This window comes from Clostridium sp. FP2 (genome assembly GCF_011065955.2).
Lineage (GTDB): Bacteria > Bacillota > Clostridia > Clostridiales > Clostridiaceae > Clostridium_AD > Clostridium_AD tagluense.
Genome location: NZ_JAAMNI020000001.1, coordinates 3,061,742 through 3,083,587, shown reverse-complemented (window position 1 = coordinate 3,083,587; position 21,846 = coordinate 3,061,742). Strand labels below are relative to the sequence as shown.

Sequence of the window (21,846 nt, the reverse complement as noted above, 5' to 3'; positions counted from 1 at the left end):
TTGGAGGATTAATATGAATTTATTTACAAGAAATGATGTTAGAAATATAGCAATAATTGCGCACGTAGATCACGGCAAGACAACACTGGTGGATTGTTTACTTAAACAAAGCCATGTTTTCAGAGAAAATGAAAAAGTACAAGAGAGAGTAATGGATTCTAACGATATAGAAAAAGAAAGAGGAATAACAATTCTTTCTAAGAATACTGCAGTAATGCATAATGGAATTAAAATAAATATAGTTGATACTCCAGGCCATGCTGACTTTGGTGGAGAGGTTGAACGAGTACTTAAGATGGTTGATAGTGTACTTCTTGTAGTTGATGCATATGAAGGCCCTATGCCACAAACTAAATTTGTTTTGAAAAAAGCATTAGAATTAAATCTTAAACCTATCGTTGTTATAAACAAAATTGATAGAAAAGATGCTCGTCCTACAGATGTACTTGATGAAGTCTTTGACCTATTTGTTGAACTTGGAGCAGATGATGAACAATTAGACTTTTCAGTGGTATATGCTTCTGCTAGAGAAGGGTTTGCTAAATTCAATGTTGAAGATGTAAGTGACAATATGGAACCATTATTTGATTCTATAATAAAGAATGTAAAAGCACCAGAAGGATATTTAGATATGCCACTTCAAATGCTTATTTCAACTATTGATTATAATGAATATGTTGGAAAAATTGGAATAGGAAAAATTGAAAGAGGAACAATCAAAAAAAATCAACCAATAGCACTTATAAGAAAAGATGGAACAATAAGCAATGTTAAAGTTTCAAGCCTTTTCGTTTACAATGGTCTTAAAAGAGAAGAAACTGAAGAAGCAATGCTTGGTGATATCGTAGCAGTTTCTGGTATTCCAGATATTAACATCGGAGAAACAATAGCTGATATTAATGAACCAGAAGCTCTTCCATTCGTTGAAATTGATGAGCCTACACTAACTATGAATTTCATGGTTAATAATTCTCCTTTTGCAGGTCAAGAAGGAACTTACGTTACATCAAGACACATAAGAGATAGACTTATGAAAGAACTTGAAACTAATGTTAGTTTAAGAGTAGAAGAAACTGAAGACGCAGATGGTTTTGAAGTAAGTGGAAGAGGAGAACTTCATCTTTCAGTTCTAATTGAAACTATGAGACGTGAAGGATATGAATTCCAAGTGTCAAAAGCAAATGTTATATACAAAGAGGAAAATGGCCACAAAACAGAGCCAATTGAGCACCTTACAATTGACGTGCCAGAAGAATTTATGGGCGTAGTAATGGAAAAAATGGGACCTAGAAAAGCAGAGATGGTTAATATGACTTCTGCTATAAATGGATATACTAGATTAGAGTTCAAAGTACCTTCAAGAGGATTAATTGGGTTTAGAAGTGAACTTATGACTGATACTAAAGGTAATGGTATAATGAATCACGTTCTAGATGGTTACGATAAGTATAGGGGAGAAATTCCAGATAGAAGTCGTGGTTCTCTAATTGTATTTGAAGGCGGAGAATCAGTAACTTACGGATTATACAATGCTCAAGAAAGAGGAACTCTTTTCATACCAGCAGGAGTGCCTGTATATGCAGGAATGGTTGCAGGGGAATGTGCAAGAGCTGGAGATATAGAAGTAAATGTATGTAGAAAGAAACAGTTAACAAACACTAGATCTTCAGGAGCGGATGATGCACTAAAACTAACTCCACTAAGACCTATGTCACTAGAGCAGTGCTTAGAATTTGTATCTATAGATGAGTTAGTTGAAATTACTCCTCTAAACATTAGAATGAGAAAAAGAATATTAGATTCAGGAGAAAGAAAAAGAGCATCAAGTAAATCAAACAAATAGTTTTAAATATGGGGTGGTTTAATGAAGAAGATAGGGCTATTAATTGGGGTTTTAATAGTTTGTGTGTTAACTGGTATTTTTCAGTATAAAAAAATAATACAACATCCTATTGTGACTACCAAAGACCTCCATGTTAATGTTAAAAATGGAGACACTTTATATAGCATATTAGATGATTTAAACCAAAATGGGGCTATAAAAAACTTAAGTATTATAAAATTTTATATCAAAAAAAATGGAGTCAAATCCAATATACATACTGGGAAGTTCTTTATACCAAAAGATGCTACAGTTAATAAGATTATAACTATTTTAACAACTGTAGGAAATGAGGAAGATATTATTAAAGTAACGATACCAGAGGGCTTTGATATAAATGAAATTGCAAAAGTACTACAAGAAAAAGGTATAATAAAGAGTGAAAAATTTATAGAGAGTTGTAAAACTTATAAGCTGCCAACTTATATACATGAAGATGCAAATCGAAAGTTTAATTTGGAAGGGTTTCTTTTTCCTGCTACCTATGAGTTTAAAGCTGATATGAGTGGTAAGGTCATAATAAAGTCTATGGTGGATAAATTTTACAGCACTATAAATGAACTAAATAAAGAAAAGCCTATAGATATGAAAAAATTGGATGATATAATAATATTGGCATCAATTGTTGAAAGAGAAACTAGTGATGCAAATGAACGAACTAAGGTAGCATCAGTTTTTTATAATAGATTAGATAAAGATATTAAGCTACAATCTTGTGCAACTGTTTTATATTCATTAGGTAAACATAAAGAAAAACTATATAATAGTGATTTAAAAGTTAAATCACCTTATAATACATACAAAGTAGAAGGCCTTCCTGTAGGACCAATTTGTAACCCAGGAAAAGCATCTATTAAAGCAGGTCTGTCTCCTGCTAAAACAAAGTATTTATACTTTGTTTTAGATAATGATGGGAAACATTTTTTTACAGATGACTATAATGAGTTCTTAAAAGTTAAAGCTGTAACACAAGGATTTTAGTTAACTGTGTTAGGCACATGAAAATAAATAGACTAACAGCTTTGACTTGTTATTTATTTTCATGTGCCTTAATCAATTTTTGGAGGAAATTAAATGAGTGGCATAACACATGATTATATGGAACAATATTTAAGAGAATTGATTCCTAGTAATACTGGCATTTTAGAAGATTTAGAAAAATTTGCTCTAGAAAATAGAGTTCCTATAGTTCAAAAAGAAACTGCTAAATTTTTAGAATTAATGATAACTATGAATAGGCCTAAAAAGATATTAGAACTGGGTACAGCCATAGGATATTCTGCTATTTTAATGAATCTAACGCTTGGAGGACTAAGTGAGATTACCTCTATCGAAAGAGATGAAAAAATGATAGAGCTTGCAAAGGCTAACATAAAAAAATACGGATTGCAAAATAAAATCACTATTCTACAAGGGGATTGCCTAGAAATTTTAGAAAATCTTAAGGGTGAATATGATATGATTTTTATGGATGCTGGTAAAGGACATTATAATCATTTTCTTCCGCACTGCCTTAGGCTTCTAAAAAAACAGGGAGTTCTTATTGCTGATAATGTTCTTTTTAGAGGAATGGTTGCATCAAAAGAGCTTGCAACACGTAGAAAAGTAACTATAATAAAACGTATGAAGAGCTATTTAGAATTAGTATCTAATAATGATGAACTTATAACTTCTGTAATACCTATGGGAGATGGAATCTCAGTTACAGTAAGAAAATGCAAAGAGAGTAGCGAGGAGGAATAAAACCAATGAAACCAGAAATACTAGCACCAGCAGGTAATTTAGAAAAATTAAAAGCAGCTATAAATTTTGGTGCAGATGCAGTTTATTTAGGTGGAAGTAAATTAAATTTAAGAGCTTTTGCAGATAATTTTACTAATGAACAATTAAAAGAAGGTATAGATTTTGCCCATTCAAGAGATAAAAAGGTATATGTTACTTTAAATGTAATTCCTCATAATGATGATTTACAAGGTCTGGAAGATTATCTAAAAGAAGTATATGAACTAGGGGCGGATGCTATAATTGTATCTGATCCAGGAATTATTATGACGGCTAGGGAAGTTGTACCAAATTTAGAAATTCATTTAAGCACTCAATCTAACAATGTAAACTATAAATCAGCTATTTTTTGGCATAAACAAGGGGTAAAAAGAATTGTTCTTGCAAGAGAATTATCCCTAGAAGAAATTAAAGAAATTAGAGAAAAATTACCGGATACATGTGAACTAGAAGCATTCGTTCATGGTTCTATGTGTATGTCCTATTCTGGAAGATGTCTCTTGTCAAATTATATGACAGGTAGAGATGCTAACAGGGGGCAATGCGCTCAGCCATGTAGATATAAATATTTTTTAGTGGAAGAAAAAAGAGATGGAGAATATTTTCCTGTAATTGAAGATGATAAAGGTACTTACATAATGAATTCAAAGGACTTATGCATGATAGAACATGTGCCAGAGCTTATGGAAACCGGTATAATGTCTTTTAAAATAGAAGGAAGAATGAAAAGCTCATATTATGTTGCTTCTGTATGTAAATCCTATAGAGAAGCTGTGGATGCTTATATAGAAGATCCAGTAAATTATAAATTCCAGCAAAAATGGATGGATAATCTTCTAAAACCTAGCCATAGACAATATTATACTGGATTTTATTTTGGAGATCCAAACAAACAGATATATGAATCCTCTTCATATATTAGAGATTATGATATTGTTGGAGTTGTACGGGAATATAATGAAGAAACTAATATTGCATCAATAGAGCAAAGAAATAAGGTATTCCAAGGTGATACTGTTGAAGTATTAAGACCTGTAGGCGATAATGTAATAATTGTGCTTAATGATATGAGAAATTCTAAGGGAGAGAATATAGCTTCTGCTCCAAATGCTCAGATGTTATTTACTGTAAATATTATGGAAAAACTTCATGAGAATGATATACTCATAAAATGCAAGGAGGAAAAATAATGCATCGTCCGATTTCAATAGGGATAACTGGAGGAACGGGATCAGGAAAAAGTACCATTGCAAGAGAAATCTATAAACAGTTTGATGACACATGTATTGCAATGCTTGAACAAGATTCATATTATAAGGATCAAAGTAATCTTTCTTTTGAAGAAAGGATAAAAACAAACTACGATCATCCAGATGCTTTTGATACTTCACTTTTAGTTCAGCATCTTACTCTTCTTTTAGAAGGACAGGCTATTGAAAAGCCTATATATAATTTTGAAATACATAATAGAATGGAAGAAACAGTTTCTGTGCAGCCAAAGGAAATTATTATAGTTGAAGGAATTCTTGTACTCCAAGAAAAAGTTCTTCGAGATATGCTGGATATTAAAATATATGTAGATACGGATGCAGACGTTAGGTTTATAAGAAGACTTGTGAGAGATATTAATGAGCGAGGGAGAACAACCGATTCTGTTATAAATCAATATTTAAATGTTGTTAAACCAATGCATGAACAATTTACAGAACCGACTAAAAGGCATGCGGACATTATTATACCTGAAGGTGGACATAACAAGGTAGCTATAGATATAATTACTTCAAATATAAGGCAATCATTACAAAAGTAAGAAACATAAAAGGAATAATTATAAAGTATAAAACATCTCATTTAAGGCTAGAATTAGGCTAAGTGAGGTGTTTTTATGTATAGTAGAAATAATATATCTGGTTCTTCAAATCACAGGAGAGAAGCTCGAAAAAGAAATTGGACGGTAATGGTAATAATAATTCTAATGTTCTCTTTCCTCCTTTGGAAATGTGTATATAATATGTATATTAAGGGACCAGATAGAAAAGCAATGGCAGATGCACAATATACAATAGATGAAAAATATGGTTTGCAATATAGTTTAACTGATTGTAAAGATAATCCCCTTTTGGATTATAATATAAACTATTACGCAATTATTGATCCACTAGATTATTTTAGATTTAATGAATATACTAGCAAATATGACATGCAAGCATTAACCTTTATATTAAGAAATTATAATAGCAACTATGATTTATATAAGATAAATGGTAGTGGTAATGGACAAAAAATAAAATATAAAATTGATGAAGAGACTTATGATAAACTTAAGGATATTAAAGGAGTAAAAGGGTTTTATGCTTATGCAGCCAATGAGGTTACTCGAGATAAGATATGGAAAATTGAAAATTTATTGTCAAATCCAAAATACTATAAAGAGGGGGTTAAAGACCCCATTTTTAAAAGTCCTAATTCTCTAGAAATGCAAATATATAATAAAACCAAAAACAATGAATTTACAAAAATTAGATTTCTTAAAGGCGTTGATGGTGAGATATCTGAAGGCAAAATTATTGAACCTGAAAACAATATTAATGTAAAACTTACCTTAGATAAAGAACTTCAGGATAGTGTTGAAGGTATTCTTCATGAGGATAAATACAAAAAATATGACCAAATTGGTGTTGTACTAATGGAGAGTAGCACTGGCAAAATAAGAGCAATGGCACAAAAAAATGATAGTACCTCAAATGCAAATTTATGTAATGGTTTTTTTGCAGGATCTATTTTTAAAGTTATTGTGGAGGAAGCTGGGATAGATTTAAAGTTAATAGACAAGGATAAAACAATTGCAGTAAAAGGCAATATATTTAAAAAAGCTGATAAGCATAAAATTGGATATGAATATACACTTTCAGAGGCACTATCTGATTCTTCTAATGATATATTCGCTCAATTAGGTTGGAAGATAGGTATTGAAAATATGTATGATTATGCAAGAAAACAAGGTTTATTTAGTAAAGTTTTAAATTTTGAGCAGGAGCAAAGTGGTAAATTAGAGGTAGATCTATCGAGTCCTAAAATTGAAGATACAAGCTTTACGTCTATTGGTCAGACTGCTAGAATAACACCACTACAAGCTATTAGTATTCCTAATACTATCATAAACAATGGGATATATGTACAGCCAACAATAATAGACTCCTTCCTAAAGGGTGATAAAGAAATTTTAGAGAAAATCACTTCTAAAACTTCTCGTGTATTAAAAAGTGAAACTGCGGAGACGATTAAACTTCATATGATGGATGTAGTAAAAACTGGTACAGGAAAACAGGCTTATATTAAAGACATGAACATAGGTGGAAAAACTGGCACTACTTCCTATAAGGATAAGGAAAAAACTAAATCAGATGGATGGTTTGTTGGTTTTTTTCATTGGAAGGGGAAGAATTATTCTATGGTTGTATTTGTAAATAATATCGGGATGAATGTAAATGGTATAGCAGATGAAGAAGGTGGTGGCACGGCTGCTCCAATATTTAAAGAAGTAGTAAATGCACTTAAAAAATAAATTAAATAAATATTTTTTATGTACAGGCAATATTAATAATATAAATCATATTATATTAACAAGCACTATTAGGAGGAACCTCCGTGTTTTTCATGAATTGTTTATTAGATATGATTGGAAATGTTACATTTTTAACAGCTTACATTACTGGTAGTAGTTCATTTCCTCAACCATTAAGTGAAGAAGAAGAAAAATTTTATTTAACAAAGTTAAAACAAGGTGATTTACTAGCTAAAAGTATATTAGTTGAACGGAATCTAAGACTAGTTGCACATATAGTAAAAAAATATTCCTACCCAGGAAAGGATGTAGATGACCTAATATCCATTGGAACTGTAGGACTAATTAAAGCTATTGACTCCTTTGATATAAGCAAAGGAACAAGGCTTGCGACCTATGCTGCCAGGTGCATAGAAAACGAAATACTAATGCTTATTCGCAATAATAAAAAAACAAAAGGTGAGGTGTATTTGCAGGATCCTATTGGAATTGATAAAGAGGGAAATGAAATATCGCTAATGGATGTATTAAGTAGTGATGAAGATTCTATTATTGAGATAGTAGAAAATAAAATACAAATTAAAAAGCTTTATAGTAAGATAAACGTAGCTTTGATGGATAGAGAAAAAATAATAATCCAAATGCGGTATGGATTACTTGATGGTAACCCTCGAACTCAAAGAGAAATTGCATTAATTCTAGGAATTTCTCGGTCTTATGTATCTAGAATTGAAAAGAGAGCATTAAAGAAGCTTTATAAAGAATTAAATAATACTAATAAATCAAAACTTAATTGCTCTAATAAATAGTTATAGAGAATAGAAAAAATAAAAAAAGGAGAATTTTATAATTTCGTCGAATATTAATAAGTCTTCCATATTATAACTTGGAGATGATAAAGTGAAGTATACTGGATTAATTGGAAACAATATACAATACTCAAGATCACCGGAAGTTCACAATGAGTATTACAGACTAAATGGACTTGATTTTAATTACAACTTATATGATTTACAAAAGAATGAAATAAGTTCTTTTATTGAAAATTTAGAAAAAAATAGTATAGTTGGTTTTAATGTAACTATACCTTATAAAGAGCATATTATAAGTTTTCTAGACAAGGTTACGTATCCCGCAAATGATATAGGCGCAGTCAATACAGTTGTATTAAAAAATAATAAACTTATTGGCTACAATACAGATTATCTAGGTTTCATTAAAAGCCTAAAAGTAGAGGGGATTAACTCTCTAAATGGCAAGGCACTGATTATTGGAAATGGAGGTGCGGCAAAGAGTATATTTTTTGCACTTAAAGATTTAGGAATAGAATCAATAGATATTACAGGAAGAGACAAACATAAGATTCTTAACCAATTTTCTAAAATGGATAAATTTGTAGAATTTAATTCAATTATAGATTGTAGCAACTACAATATAATTGTAAATTGTACACCCTTAGGTGGAATAGATCATCTTAAGGAATTTACATTAAAACTGGAAAACGCTTCAGAAAAAAATATATTATACGATTTAAATTATATACCTGAGAAAACATTGTTTTTAAAACAAGGTAAGGAAAAGGGAGCTAAGATTATAAATGGCAAGAATATGCTAAAATTCCAAGCCCATTTTGCCATAGATATTTGGAAAGCTTCATTAAAATAACAGGAGGACAAACAATGATATCACTTAGTGAATTGCTAGAGAAAACTACAGAAGAAAATGCATCAGATTTGCACTTAACAGTTGGTTCCGTACCAATTATTAGAGTTAATGGGCATCTAATACAAGTAGGGAAAGATAAATTAACTCCAGGGGATACTGAAAAATACTCTAGAGAGATTTTACAAGATTCTTATAAAGAATACTATGAAAATGGAGAAATTGATACTTCTTACTCTATTGGAGGTATTGGAAGATTTAGAGTTAATGTTTATAAACAAAGGGGAAGCGATACTATAGCAATTAGAGTAGTTTCCCTAAAAATACCTACGCTCAAACAACTTGATTTTCCGGAGGTTGTTCGCGCACTTACCACAAAGCAAAGAGGACTAGTTTTAGTAACTGGACCTACAGGCAGTGGTAAAAGTACTACACTAGCTGCTATGGTTAATGAAATTAACTCTACTAGAGCATGTAATATTATTACCCTGGAGGATCCTATTGAATATTTGCATAAACATAATAAATCCATCATTAATCAAAGGGAAATTGGGAAAGACAGTAAAAATTATAGAAATGCTTTAAAAGCTATCCTTAGAGAAGATCCAGATGTTATATTAGTAGGCGAAATGAGGGATCTTGAAACAATTTCTATTGCTATTACTGCGGCTGAAACTGGTCATTTGGTTTTCTCTACGCTACATACTATAGGTGCGGCAAAAACAGTAGATAGAGTAGTGGATGTATTTCCTCCACATCAGCAGCAACAAATTAAAGTCCAATTAGCAGCAGTAATGCAAGGAATAGTTTCTCAACAATTAATACCTAAAGTTAATGAAAAAGGAAGGGTAGCGGCCCTTGAGATAATGATATCAACTCCAGCAATTCAAAACCTTATAAGGGAAGGTAAAACGCATCAATTGCAGTCTTGTGTTCAAACTGGTGGAAAATATGGTATGAAAACAATGGACATGTCCATTGCAGATTTATATAAAAAAGGTATTATATCAAAAGATGAGGCAATGACATACTCCGTTGACAATGAAATGATGTTAAGAATGCTATCACTTTAGCAAATAATTAAACTGAGCTAAAAGCATAGATGAATTATTGCTTTTAGCTCCATTTTTACTTTAAAGTTAAGTTTTAATCATATATTAATTAGGTAAGGGTATCTAATTAATATAATATTGCTTTTTTTATATATTGCTATTATACTAAACCTAGAAGAAAATTAACTTTTTAATATTATTATGATTATTATAATGTAGTTTACTAATTCTAAATTAAGTTTATATATACCTACTAATATAGAATAAAATGTATGCAGCTTTAATTGTATTTAAATTTCTAATAAATATTATAAAAAACTCATTTAAATAAGAGGAAAATTTATTTTTTTGTTGAATATATAAAATGAGGTTTCTCTTATAAGGGGGGATAAACTTAATGAATGAACACATAGTGGGAATAGACTTAGGATCAACGAAAATATGCGGAGCAGTTGGTAAGATTGCTAGCAATGGAAAACTTCAGATTATAGGCATTACATCAGTGGTATGTAGTGGTTTAAATAAATCAGTTGTAATAGATATTGATAGTACAGCTGAATCTATAAAGCAATGTATCACACAATTAGAGCGTATGACAGATATACAAATAAGTGAGGTATATATATCACTACCTGGTGGAATTTGCGAACTAGTAAGAAATACTGGAATGATTGCAATATCTTCTGAAGACAGAGAAATTAAACAATCTGATGTGGACAGGGTAATTGAAGCAGCTAAACTTATCTCAGTTCCATCCGACAAAGAAATAGTAGGCGTTGAACCCGAACAATATATTGTTGATGGATATGACAATATCAAAGACCCTAGAGGAATGAGTGGAGTAAGACTAGAAGTTGAAGCACAAGTAGTCATGGCACAATCCACCGTAGTTAGTAATTTGTTAAAAAGTGTAAAATATGCTGGAATTAAAGTTAATGGCATAGTACTTCAACCATCAGCTATTTCGGAGGCAGTGCTTCGAAGAGAAGAAAAGGATATGGGAATAGCAATTGTAGATGTTGGAGCAGAGACTATTGATATCTCAATATACAAGGGTTCAAAAATAAAATATACTTCTATTCTTCAATTAGGTGGAAATAATATCACTAATGATATATCAGTTTGTCTTAAAGTTCCATTTAGCGAAGCTGAAAGATTAAAGCTTAAATATGGAAGTTTAGTCAAAGGCAAAGAAACCGATGTAGAGAAAATTAGGGTTAAAGATTCTTATGATAATTTCACTGATATTGATAATAATTTATTAGTTGATATAATTGAGGCTAGAGCAGAAGAGTTATTAAATTTAATTAAAAGCAACTTATTAAATAGTGGATTTTATAAAGAAATTTCTGGTGTAGTTATAGTTGGTGGAGGTATCTCTTTATTTAGAGGCACCACTGAGCTAAGCAAAGAGATATTCAATAAGTCAGTGAGAATAGGTTCTCCAGATTATGTGGGCGCTGCTAGTCCACTGTACGTTACAGCAGTTGGAATAGTTGTACAAGCTGCTAATAATCTTAAAACTAGTAATAGTTTTTCTGAAGAAATAGATGATGGTAAATGGTCAAAAAAACAAAGTAAAGGTGAAAAAAACCAATTTGTAGCAAAAATTAAAGGGTTTTTTGCAGACTTTTTCTAATAAGGAGGTAGTGTCGTGCTAGATTTTGATGTTGATGTTCAAGAATTTGCTCAGATTAAAGTAATTGGGTGTGGTGGCGGAGGAAATAACGCTATAAACAGGATGATTATGGAGGGACTTAAAAACGTAGAGTTTATAGCTATAAATACAGATAAACAAGCTTTGATTCTTTCACATGCGGTACAAAAAATTCAAATAGGTGATAAACTCACTAAAGGGCTAGGAGCAGGTGCCAATCCAGAGATTGGTATGAAAGCAGCCGAAGAAAGCAGAGATGAAATATCACAAGCTATAAAAGGGGCAGATATGGTGTTTATTACTGCAGGTATGGGAGGCGGTACAGGTACTGGAGCTGCGCCTGTAGTCGCTGAAATTGCTAAATCTATGGGAATACTAACTGTAGGAGTTGTAACAAAACCATTCCCTTTTGAAGGCAGAAAAAGAATGATTAATGCTGAAATAGGAATAAAAACTCTAAAAGAAACAGTAGATACTTTGGTTACAATTCCAAATGAAAGATTATTAACCATGGTAGATAAAAAAACTACATTGATGGACTCCTTTAAAATGGCAGATGATGTTTTAAGACAAGGTATACAAGGTATATCTGATTTAATTACAATACCTGGTCTTGTAAATCTAGACTTTGCAGATGTAAGAACAATTATGCTTGCAAAAGGTCTTGCGCATATGGGTGTTGGTAGAGCCTCAGGTGATAACAGATCCCAAGAAGCAGCAAAGCAAGCTATTTCAAGCCCGCTACTCGAAACTTCTATAGTTGGTGCTACTGGTGTACTTTTAAATATTACTGGTGGAACAGATTTAGGACTTCTTGAAATAAATGAAGCCGCGGAAATTGTTCAAGGAGCTGCAGATCCAGATGCCAATATCATATTTGGTGCAGTTATAGATGAAAATTTAAAAGATGAAATAAGAATAACAGTTATAGCAACTGGCTTTGAAAATGAAAAAATATTAAAAAATAAAACTGTACCAAAGACCAAAGAAAAAGAAAAAGAATTTGTTAAACCTATCGAAGAAGCTGCCTATACTAAAGATTATGAGACTTCTGATTTGGAAATTCCAGCTTTTTTACGAAGACAAAGCAAATAAACAATTTTAATTAATTATAGGTACCTATGCACTTACAATAAAATTTGTAGTGCATAGGTATTTTTTTTATTACCTGTATATTTAAAATAATATGGGAATTAATGGCATTTTATAGAAGAATAAAAATTATATTTGTGGTAAAAAATGACAAAATTTTAATCACATAAGTTATATAATGTTTTTAAAGGAGGAAGGACGAGTGATAGTATATGTAGATGTTCTTATATTAGTAAATTTTATAGTTAATCTATTCATATTGCATGTTACTGTTCAAACATTAAGAAAAAGAGTGAATCTTATGTGGATGTGCCTATCAAGTTTTGTGGGTAGCTTATATGTTTTAACAGTTGTGTACCCAAAGCTTAAATACTTGTCATATATACCTTTTAAAATATTAATAGTTATAGGAATGATTTTAATTGTTTTTAGAGAAAAAAATATTTTATTCATAATTAAGGCTTGTCTAATATTTATATTATATTCAATTCTTTTAGCTGGGATGTGTTTATTTATTCAAATAAGCAATAGTAAGGAAATGTCATTTAATGTAATTATAATAAATTTTCCTTATGAAAAATTACTTCTTTCAGTAATGATAATTTATATGTTGATATATAGGATCGTAATTTTTATAGGGGATAGAAAAAAAATATTAACGCTTATATACACTGTTGATATAATTAATAAAAGTTATAAAAAAACTATTGTAGCATTTTTAGATACAGGAAATGAGCTTCGTGAGCCTGCTACTAATTTGCCAGTATTAATTGTTGAACGGAATATGTTAGATGATGTAATACTAGAAAAAAACAATACCTATTACATTCCCTATACCGTACTAAATGGAACTAGGGGAAGCCTTGTAGGTTTTAAACCAGAGTATATTAATATTCATATTGACAAAAAAACCATTGAAACAAAAGATGTAATTATAGCCTTTTGTGAGGATAAATTAAGCAAAGACAACTACTACAATGCCCTTATGTCAAGGGGAATACTTAATTAAAAGTTCAAAAATTATTATATAAAATAATAGATATAAGGAGGATATTATGTTCAATTTTAAAGTAGTGTTAAACAAGTTGATTGTTAAATTCAAAGTATTTTCAAAAAATTTGTTTTATATAGGGGGGAATGATGCACTACCACCTCCTTTGACTAAGGATGAAGAGGACGAATTAGTGGTTAGATTAGATACCGGTGACAAAAAAGTGAGAGCCACCTTAATCGAAAGAAATTTAAGGCTAGTAGTATATATAGCGAGGAAGTTTGAAAATACAGGTGTGAATGTTGAAGACTTAATTTCTGTAGGAACCATAGGGCTTATAAAAGCAGTTAATACCTTTGACCCTGAAAAGAAAATTAAATTAGCTACATATGCTTCAAGATGTATTGAAAACGAAATTTTAATGTATCTCAGAAGAAATAGTAAAATCAAAACAGAAATTTCTTTTTATGAACCTCTAAATGTTGATTGGGACGGTAATGAATTGTTACTTTCTGATATCCTTGGCACTGACAACGATGTGGTCTACAATATTATTGAAGATGATGTAGATAAACAATTGCTTTGGCTTGCTATGCAACGTTTAAATTCAAGAGAAAAAGAAATTGTGCAACTAAGATTTGGCTTAAATGGAACTACAGAAAAAACACAAAAAGAAGTTGCAGACATTCTTGGAATATCACAATCTTATATCTCAAGACTTGAAAAAAGAATTATAAAAAGATTAAAAAAAGAAATTAATAAAATGGTATAAGGTCCCTTTACGGGATCTTTTTTTGTAATATCATTTTAATTTATACTTAAAACTTCTTATGATTTTATGTTTTATTCTAAGAAATTAATTTTTTTCATTAAAAATGATATTTTTAATGACTAATGAATATAAATAATATAAAGTGTTAGGCATTTTTTTAGATAGACTAGTGCACGTGACTAGCGGTTTTCAAAAACTTATGGGGGGTAATAAATTGGACAGCTTAATGTTTGCTATAAATAACTTAAGACAGATGGAAATTATAGATTTAAATTCAGGGTCAAAAATGGGATACATCAAAGATTTAAAAGTCGATTGTGAAGAGTATCGAATTATCTCAATAATACTTCCAACTCAAAAATCATCTTGGTTTAATAAAAATAATAGCATTGAGATACCTTGGGAAAAAGTAAAAAAAATTGGTGTGGACGTTATTCTTGTAGATGGTAGTGATGCAAATATAGAAAATGAATAACAAGAATACAAATTTAATAAGGTAGCACATAAAAATAAATAACAAGTTATCCTACTTGTTATTTATTTTTATGTGCCTAAAGTATTTTAATTTATAAGAAAAAGTGTATAATGTTATTATATTTGTTAACTATACAAGAAAAAGGGCGTGAAAAGCATTGAAGTGTCCATATTGCAGCTGTGAAGAAAGTAAAGTAGTTGATTCTAGATCAACAGAGGATAATATTGCAACTAGAAGAAGACGCGAGTGTCTAACTTGTTTTAAACGATATACTACTTATGAAAAAGTAGATGATATACCAATTTTAGTAATAAAAAAGGATTTTAATAGAGAATATTTTGACAGAACAAAAATAATAAATGGACTTATGAAGGCCTGTCAAAAGAGACCAGTATCAAGAATGCAAATTGAAGCCATTTGTGATGAGGTAGAAAAACAGTTAAATAATGAAATGCTTACAGAAGTAAAATCTGACTATATCGGAGAAATCATTATGAATATACTAAAGAATGTAGATGAGGTTTCTTATGTGAGATTTGCTTCAGTTTATAGGCAATTCAAAGATATTAATACGTTTATGGAAGAAATAAGGAAATTAATGTCTAAGGAATAAAAACACCCTTAGGCATTTTGTATTTTGAAAAATTAAAATTTTTACACTCTATGTATTTATAAATGAGGTGAAGTAATGAAAAATGAAACTATTAATAATCATGAATTTATAAAATTCCAGTATGAGAATGCTGTGATTTTGTTTTCTACAGCAAAAGCTGACCTAAATTTTAATAAAAATACACAGGAAGGGTTGCTAAACTTAGAAATGATTAAGAAACATTACAAATTACAAGATATAGGCTATTTAAATCAAATTCATAGTGACATAATTGTAAGTTTTGATGGAAATACTAATGATGGAGATGCATTAATATCAGATAGAACTAAAACAGCTATAGGTGTGTTTACGGCAGATTGTGTTCCAGTAATTTTAGTAGACACTAAAAAAGGAGTAATAGCTGCCGTGCATAGTGGATGGAAAGGTACAAAGGCATTAATTGTAAGTAAAACAATTGAAAGATTAGAAGAAAATTATGGCTCAAAAGCTAAGGATATTAGGGTATATATTGGTCCGCATATTGGTGGTTGTTGCTATGAAGTTAGCCCGGAACTAATAGAAGCGTTTACTAGTGAAGATATTTATAGTAATATTAAAATTAGTAATAATAATAAATTGGATTTAGAAAAATGTATTTTGGCACAACTTGTGGACAAGGGTATCAAAGAAGAAAATATTACTACTACCCACACTTGTACTGCCTGTAATAAACAATATGAATTATATTCCTATAGAAATAGTGAAAATAAGCAAGGTAGGATGTTTTCTTTTGTATACTTAACGACCCAGGAGATGATTTAACTCAATAAATTAAGCAGAAAAAGTATGGAGGGATTAGTATGGCTGGAGAAAAAATATTAGTGGTGGACGATGAAGAGCATATTCAGGAGTTAATTAGGTTTAATCTTGAGAAAAGTGGATATAAGGTTATATGTGCTGGCGATGGTATAGAGGCTATAAAACTGGTTAAAGAACAATTGCCACAATTGATGTTACTAGATTTAATGTTGCCTGGAATGGATGGCTTGGATGTGTGTAAGGAAATTAGAAAAGACTCATCTATGGCAAATATGCCAATAATAATGATAACAGCTAAAGGAGAAGAAATAGACAAAATAATAGGACTTGAGTTAGGTGCAGATGATTATATTACAAAGCCATTTTCAGTAAGGGAACTAGTTGCGCGGATTAAAGCTATACTTAGAAGGACCAATATGCAGCTAGTTGAAAAAACTTTCAATATTGGTAATTTGGCTATTGACTTTGGTAAACACGAGGTCATTAAAAGTGAAAGTAAAATTGATTTAACCTTAAAGGAATTTGAGTTATTGGAAATCTTAATAAAAAATAAAGGTAGAGTTATGACACGAGACTTCCTATTAGATAAAATATGGGGCTATGAATACTTAGGAGAAACAAGAACTGTAGACGTTCATATAAGACATTTAAGACAAAAAATTGAAGAGGATGATAAAAATCCAGCATATATTCAAACTATTAGGGGTATAGGATATAGATTTAATTTTGGTGATTAATTATGAAAAAAAAATTAGTTATATATTTGCTCAGTACTGTGATTTTTATATTTGCAATAGTGACTGTTCTATTTGTATCTATTTTTAATTATGAATATCAACAAAATCTAAAAGATAAACTTGAAATAAATAATAATATGATAATTAACTTATTGAAAAGTAATAATTTAAGAGACCAAGAGAAATTTTTCGTAGAAAATTTAGCGCATTCGGAGTTAAGAGTAACCTACATAGATAAGAAAGGCAAAGTTATTTATGATTCATCTGTAAATGCAGAAACTATGGGCAATCACAATGATAGGCAAGAATTAATAGAGGCACGAAAAAGTGGCAGTGGATTTTCAGTGAGATATAGTTCATCTACTGAGAAGAATATGATGTATTTTGCCACTACTTTTGATGATGGTCTTATTATTAGAAGTTCTATGCCTATTGAAATTGTAAATGGTCTAGGTAGTAAATATTTTAAGCTTTACATATTGGCCATATTATTTTGTGCGATAATGTCAATTTGGTTTTCTCTAAAACTATCCTATATTATAGTAAAACCTATTACAGACTTGATTTTTATTACTTCAAGAATTAGTAAGGGGGAAATCCATAGAAGAGCCAGGACATTATCAGGTGGCGAAATAGGGCAACTAGCAAAGAACTTTAATGAGATGGCAGATAAACTAGAGTTCACTTTAAATGAGGTTACAGACAAGCAAAACAGGCTAGAGGCTATTTTGCAAAGTATGGATAGTGGAGTTATTGCTGTTGATAGGAAAAATAAAGTCATAATGATTAACCCCTATGCTAAAAAAATGTTTGGAATCACAAAAGATATTATAGGAGAAAATCTTCTAGATAATATAAGAGATTTTCAATTAGAAGATATCTTCCATCAAAGTGATGATGACTATAAAGAAATAAAGATAGTTTGGCCACAAGAAAGAGAACTCAGAATAAAAACTGCAGACATAATAAACAGAAGTCAGCATATAGGAACTGTTGCTGTGGTTCAAGATATTACAGAAGTGAAAAAATTAGAGAAAATGAGAACGCAGTTTGTTGCTAATGTTTCCCATGAACTTAAAACGCCGCTAACATCTATTAAAGGCTTTGCTGAAACCCTAAAATATGTGGATGATGTGGAGACAAAGGAAAAGTTTTTAAATATAATCAATGAAGAAGCCGAAAGATTAACTAGATTAATTACAGATATTTTAACACTTTCACATATAGAACAACAAAAGGAAATCAAAAAAGAAAAAATTGATGTTAATAAAATTATAAGAGATGTTTACAATCTAATGAAAAACACAGCAGATGTAAAAGGAATCCAGTTATCAATTGAGCAGAACAGTATAAAAGCATTGCTAGGTGATGCTGATAGGTTTAAACAAATGTTAATTAACTTAGTAGGTAATGCAATAAACTACTCAGAAACAGGTGATAGTATTTGCATTGGAACAGAGGTCTACGATGATAGATTCATTCTATGGGTTAAGGATACTGGCGTTGGAATAGCTAAAAAACAAATTCCACGTATTTTCGAAAGATTTTACAGAGTGGATAAGGCTCGTTCTAGATCGAATGGTGGCACAGGTCTTGGCCTTGCTATTGTTAAGCATATAGTACTTCAATTTAACGGGAAAATATATGTTGAAAGTGAGCTTGGACTAGGTAGTAAATTCATAGTTGAAATTCCGTACAATGAATAGAAATAAAACTGTACAATTATTATTGGGATAGCTTTATTTTTATTCATTGTAAAGTTTAATTAACATTAGTTAAACTTTAATTAACTTTTTCATAATACAAAATTAACCTTCGGGGTATAATATTATAAGTGTAATGAATAGCTAATAAAGAACTTAAAATAAGTGAACGGGGGAATTATCAATGAAGAAAAAAAGTTTAAAATTAATGGTAGCTACACTAGCAGTTGTAATGACAGCAGGAATTTTCACGGGTTGTGCAGATAAAACAGCTAAAACTGCACCTGGAACTAAAAACACTGAATTATCCGGTTCAATAACTGCAGCAGGGTCGACTGCACTTCAGCCTTTAGCAGAACTCGGTGCTAAAAATTTCCAAGATAAAAACCCAGGAGCAACTGTAAATGTCCAAGGTGGCGGAAGTGGTACAGGACTTAAATTAGTGTTAGAAAGTAGTGTAGAAATAGGGAATTCAGATATATATGCAAAAGACAAAGCAGGAATTGATGCTACTGCATTAAAAGATCACAAGGTATGTGTTATAGGAATTGCGGCGGTAACAAATCCAAAAGTTAAAGTAGACTCTTTAACAAAGAAGCAATTATTAGATATATTTACAGGAAAGATAAAAAACTGGAAAGAAGTTGGCGGAGCTGACATCGCAGTTACAGTTATAAATAGACCAGCATCTTCAGGAACTAGAGCAACATTTAAACAATTTGGATTAGATGGCAGGGAAGAAGTGGCAGGATTAACTTCGGATTCAAGTGGAGCTGTTAAAGGAATGATTACAAAAACAGATGGAGCAATAAGCTACTTAGCATTATCATACTTCTCTGATGCAGCTAATAAACAAGGCTTAAACGTATTGAAAATTGATGGTATTTCTGCAAATGCAGAAAACATAAGCACAGATAAATATAAAATTTGGGCATATGAGCATATGTACACTAAGGGTGAACCTACAGGATTAACAAAAGCATATTTAGATTATATGATAAGTGATGAAATGAAAGCAGGAATAAAAAAACTAGGATATATCCCAATGGCAGATATGAAGGCTAAAAGAGATTAATGTTCTCAAAAGGCTGGGTAAAACCAGTCTTTATTTGCATTAACTTATATCCGTCGGTGCTTATCCTATTAACGATTTTAGAAGGAGTTTTATACCCACCACCGAAGTTTTATTTTTTCTCGGGTAGCAAGTTCTCATTTATGGAAGATGGCGAACTTTCCTTCTGAAATGTGGTTAAAATAATTTTTCGAGGTAAAATGATATGAAAAAAATATTTTTAAAACTTAAAAATGAATATCTAGGACGCGGTTTTGCAATGTTTTGTGGTGCGATTATAGTCATTCTTACCTTTTCAATCATATTATTCCTAACTACTAAGGGCCTCAGTACCTTTATAAAGCATGGATATTCAATATTTCATTTTATATTCTCAGGGGCATGGAATCCAGAGGGTAGCGGAGAATCACTATCTCCTCAATTTGGAACTTTGATATTTATTCTTGGGTCAACAGTGGTTTCTTTCCTTGCAGTGCTAGTAAGTGCACCAATAGGGGTAGCACTAGCTGTATTTATGAATGTAATTTCACCAAAACTCGGCACAAAAGTTCTTCAACCTGCCATTGAGTTATTTGTGGGAATACCTTCCGTTGTTTATGGCTGGATAGGAGTAAGTGTATTAGTACCTATTATTAAGATTTTTTTTGGAGGAATAGGATTTAGTCTACTTGCAGGAGTACTAGTTATTAGCGTAATGATTTTACCAACGATAACAAGTATTTCTTCAGATGCTATAAAAACTATACCTAAAGATTATATAGAAGCATCCTATGGACTTGGAGCAACTAGATGGCAAACTATAATTAAAGTAATTATTCCAGCAGCTAAAAGTGGAATATTAACAGGCATAGTCCTGGGAGTTTCAAGAGCATTTGGAGAAGCACTAGCAGTGCAAATGGTTATAGGAAACTCAGTTACCTTCCCTAAGGGTTTACTTGGAACCACAGCTACATTAACAAGCATACTAACTATGGATATGGCAAATACAATTTATGGTACAGCATGGAATGACGCATTATGGTCAATGGCGCTATTATTATTATTAATATCCTTTATATTTATACTTCTAATTAGAAAACTTGGAAAAAGAGGTGATATATAATGAGTTCTAAAGTTAAGGATAAAATAGCAACTATAGTTTTATATATAATTTCTGCCTTAGTGATTCTTTTGCTTATAAGTCTTATAGGCTATATAATATATAATGGGAGACAATCATTAAATTTAAAATTTTTATTCGGTGAACCCAAAATCGGTGAAGCCGGTGGAGGAATTGGACGTCAATTATATAATTCAATACATTTGCTCTTAGTAACCCTAATAATTACAGTACCTCTAGGGGTAGGGGCTGGAATATATTTAGCTGAATACGCAAAAGAGGGAAAGTTATTAAATATTATAAGATTAAGTATTGAAACTATGGCTTCCTTGCCTTCTATAGTAGTAGGATTATTCGGGCTATTAGTTTTTGTTAACATGACAAAATGGGGATATTCTCTTATTGCTGGAGCGCTCGCTATAACTATAATAAATTTACCGGGTATGACTAGAGTTTGTGAGAATGCTATTAAAGCTGCCTCATTTGGTGTTAAAGAAGCCAGTTTAGGACTGGGTGCTACCAGGTGGCAGACCATTAAAAATGTTGTATTACCTTCTGCAATGCCTCAAATTCTAACAGGTATTATACTAGCAGCAGGAAGAATATTTGGAGAAGCAGCAGCCTTGCTTTATACTGCTGGTATGAGTGCACCAATTTTGAACTTTACTAATATAAGCCTAACCAGTAAAGCTTCAGCTTATAGCTTATTAAGGCCTGCTGAAACTTTGTCTGTCTATATATGGAAACTAAATTCTGAAGGAATGGTGCCTGATGCTGCTAAGATAGCAAACGGAGCTTCAGCAGTTTTAATAATAGCAGTGCTTATATTTAATGTATCTGCAAGAATAATCGGAAAAAAATTATATGAATCTCACACAGGAAGTAAATAGGGAG

21 protein-coding genes are annotated in these 21,846 nt (G+C 31.1%); all 21 read left to right on the top strand.

What is annotated here, in order from left to right; translation table 11 throughout:
* Positions 1-13: 13 nt before the first annotated feature.
* The 21 genes from typA to pstA all read left to right on the top strand — a co-directional run bounded on the left by typA (position 14) and on the right by pstA (position 21,842).
* Positions 14-1,843: a translational GTPase TypA gene (typA, locus tag G9F71_RS14870; RefSeq protein WP_164949863.1), complete on the top strand. Its 1,830-nt coding sequence runs from the start codon at positions 14-16 to the stop codon at positions 1,841-1,843.
* A gap of 21 nt (positions 1,844-1,864) precedes the next feature.
* The gene (mltG, locus tag G9F71_RS14865) at positions 1,865-2,863 is read left to right on the top strand and encodes an endolytic transglycosylase MltG (protein WP_164949862.1); all 999 of its coding nucleotides are present in this window, start codon (positions 1,865-1,867) and stop codon (positions 2,861-2,863) included.
* 93 nt (positions 2,864-2,956) lie between these two features.
* The gene (locus G9F71_RS14860) at positions 2,957-3,625 is read left to right on the top strand and encodes an O-methyltransferase (RefSeq protein ID WP_164949861.1); all 669 of its coding nucleotides are present in this window, start codon (positions 2,957-2,959) and stop codon (positions 3,623-3,625) included.
* 5 nt (positions 3,626-3,630) lie between these two features.
* Positions 3,631-4,854, top strand: a complete 1,224-nt coding sequence (locus tag G9F71_RS14855) for a peptidase U32 family protein (protein ID WP_164949860.1) — start codon at positions 3,631-3,633, stop codon at positions 4,852-4,854.
* The gene (gene udk, locus G9F71_RS14850) at positions 4,854-5,474 is read left to right on the top strand and encodes a uridine kinase (protein WP_164949859.1); all 621 of its coding nucleotides are present in this window, start codon (positions 4,854-4,856) and stop codon (positions 5,472-5,474) included. The genes G9F71_RS14855 and udk overlap by 1 nt, the downstream gene beginning before the upstream one ends.
* Positions 5,475-5,549: 75 nt before the next feature.
* Positions 5,550-7,229: a penicillin-binding transpeptidase domain-containing protein gene (locus tag G9F71_RS14845; RefSeq protein ID WP_164949858.1), complete on the top strand. Its 1,680-nt coding sequence runs from the start codon at positions 5,550-5,552 to the stop codon at positions 7,227-7,229.
* Positions 7,230-7,321: 92 nt separating this feature from the next.
* Entirely contained in the window at positions 7,322-8,038 is a 717-nt protein-coding gene (gene sigK, locus G9F71_RS14840) for an RNA polymerase sporulation sigma factor SigK (protein ID WP_253199213.1), read from the top strand.
* Between the two features lie 91 nt (positions 8,039-8,129).
* Positions 8,130-8,894: a shikimate dehydrogenase gene (gene aroE / locus G9F71_RS14835; protein ID WP_164949856.1), complete on the top strand. Its 765-nt coding sequence runs from the start codon at positions 8,130-8,132 to the stop codon at positions 8,892-8,894.
* A gap of 14 nt (positions 8,895-8,908) precedes the next feature.
* Positions 8,909-9,964, top strand: coding sequence for a type IV pilus twitching motility protein PilT (locus G9F71_RS14830; protein ID WP_164943737.1), 1,056 nt, complete (start codon positions 8,909-8,911; stop codon positions 9,962-9,964).
* Positions 9,965-10,340: 376 nt separating this feature from the next.
* Positions 10,341-11,582 carry a cell division protein FtsA gene (ftsA, locus tag G9F71_RS14825; RefSeq protein WP_164949855.1) on the top strand — a complete coding sequence of 414 codons (1,242 nt, stop codon included), beginning with the start codon at positions 10,341-10,343 and terminating at the stop codon, positions 11,580-11,582.
* Positions 11,583-11,597: 15 nt separating this feature from the next.
* A complete protein-coding gene (gene ftsZ / locus G9F71_RS14820; RefSeq protein ID WP_164949854.1) occupies positions 11,598-12,695 on the top strand; it encodes a cell division protein FtsZ in 1,098 nt (365 codons plus the stop codon).
* A gap of 199 nt (positions 12,696-12,894) precedes the next feature.
* Complete coding sequence (gene spoIIGA / locus G9F71_RS14815; RefSeq protein ID WP_164949853.1) at positions 12,895-13,701, top strand: sigma-E processing peptidase SpoIIGA; 807 nt, start codon at positions 12,895-12,897, stop codon at positions 13,699-13,701.
* Positions 13,702-13,747: 46 nt separating this feature from the next.
* Entirely contained in the window at positions 13,748-14,455 is a 708-nt protein-coding gene (gene sigE / locus G9F71_RS14810) for an RNA polymerase sporulation sigma factor SigE (RefSeq protein WP_125005588.1), read from the top strand.
* 199 nt (positions 14,456-14,654) lie between these two features.
* The gene (locus G9F71_RS14805) at positions 14,655-14,930 is read left to right on the top strand and encodes a YlmC/YmxH family sporulation protein (RefSeq protein ID WP_164949852.1); all 276 of its coding nucleotides are present in this window, start codon (positions 14,655-14,657) and stop codon (positions 14,928-14,930) included.
* A gap of 157 nt (positions 14,931-15,087) precedes the next feature.
* Positions 15,088-15,543, top strand: a complete 456-nt coding sequence (gene nrdR, locus G9F71_RS14800; RefSeq protein WP_125005592.1) for a transcriptional regulator NrdR — start codon at positions 15,088-15,090, stop codon at positions 15,541-15,543.
* 75 nt (positions 15,544-15,618) lie between these two features.
* Positions 15,619-16,344 carry a peptidoglycan editing factor PgeF gene (gene pgeF, locus G9F71_RS14795; RefSeq protein WP_164949851.1) on the top strand — a complete coding sequence of 242 codons (726 nt, stop codon included), beginning with the start codon at positions 15,619-15,621 and terminating at the stop codon, positions 16,342-16,344.
* A 38-nt stretch (positions 16,345-16,382) separates the two neighbouring features.
* On the top strand, positions 16,383-17,078 hold the full coding sequence (locus G9F71_RS14790) for a response regulator (protein ID WP_125005596.1): 696 nt from the start codon (positions 16,383-16,385) through the stop codon (positions 17,076-17,078).
* Positions 17,079-17,080: 2 nt separating this feature from the next.
* Positions 17,081-18,784 carry a two-component system histidine kinase PnpS gene (gene pnpS, locus G9F71_RS14785; RefSeq protein ID WP_164949850.1) on the top strand — a complete coding sequence of 568 codons (1,704 nt, stop codon included), beginning with the start codon at positions 17,081-17,083 and terminating at the stop codon, positions 18,782-18,784.
* Between the two features lie 181 nt (positions 18,785-18,965).
* On the top strand, positions 18,966-19,856 hold the full coding sequence (locus G9F71_RS14780; RefSeq protein WP_164949849.1) for a phosphate ABC transporter substrate-binding protein: 891 nt from the start codon (positions 18,966-18,968) through the stop codon (positions 19,854-19,856).
* 202 nt (positions 19,857-20,058) lie between these two features.
* Positions 20,059-20,955 carry a phosphate ABC transporter permease subunit PstC gene (pstC, locus tag G9F71_RS14775; protein ID WP_164949848.1) on the top strand — a complete coding sequence of 299 codons (897 nt, stop codon included), beginning with the start codon at positions 20,059-20,061 and terminating at the stop codon, positions 20,953-20,955.
* Positions 20,955-21,842 (top strand): phosphate ABC transporter permease PstA, encoded by an 888-nt coding sequence (pstA, locus tag G9F71_RS14770; protein ID WP_164949847.1) that lies wholly within the window; start codon positions 20,955-20,957, stop codon positions 21,840-21,842. Before pstC ends, pstA begins: the two co-directional genes overlap by 1 nt.
* Positions 21,843-21,846 lie beyond the last annotated feature (4 nt).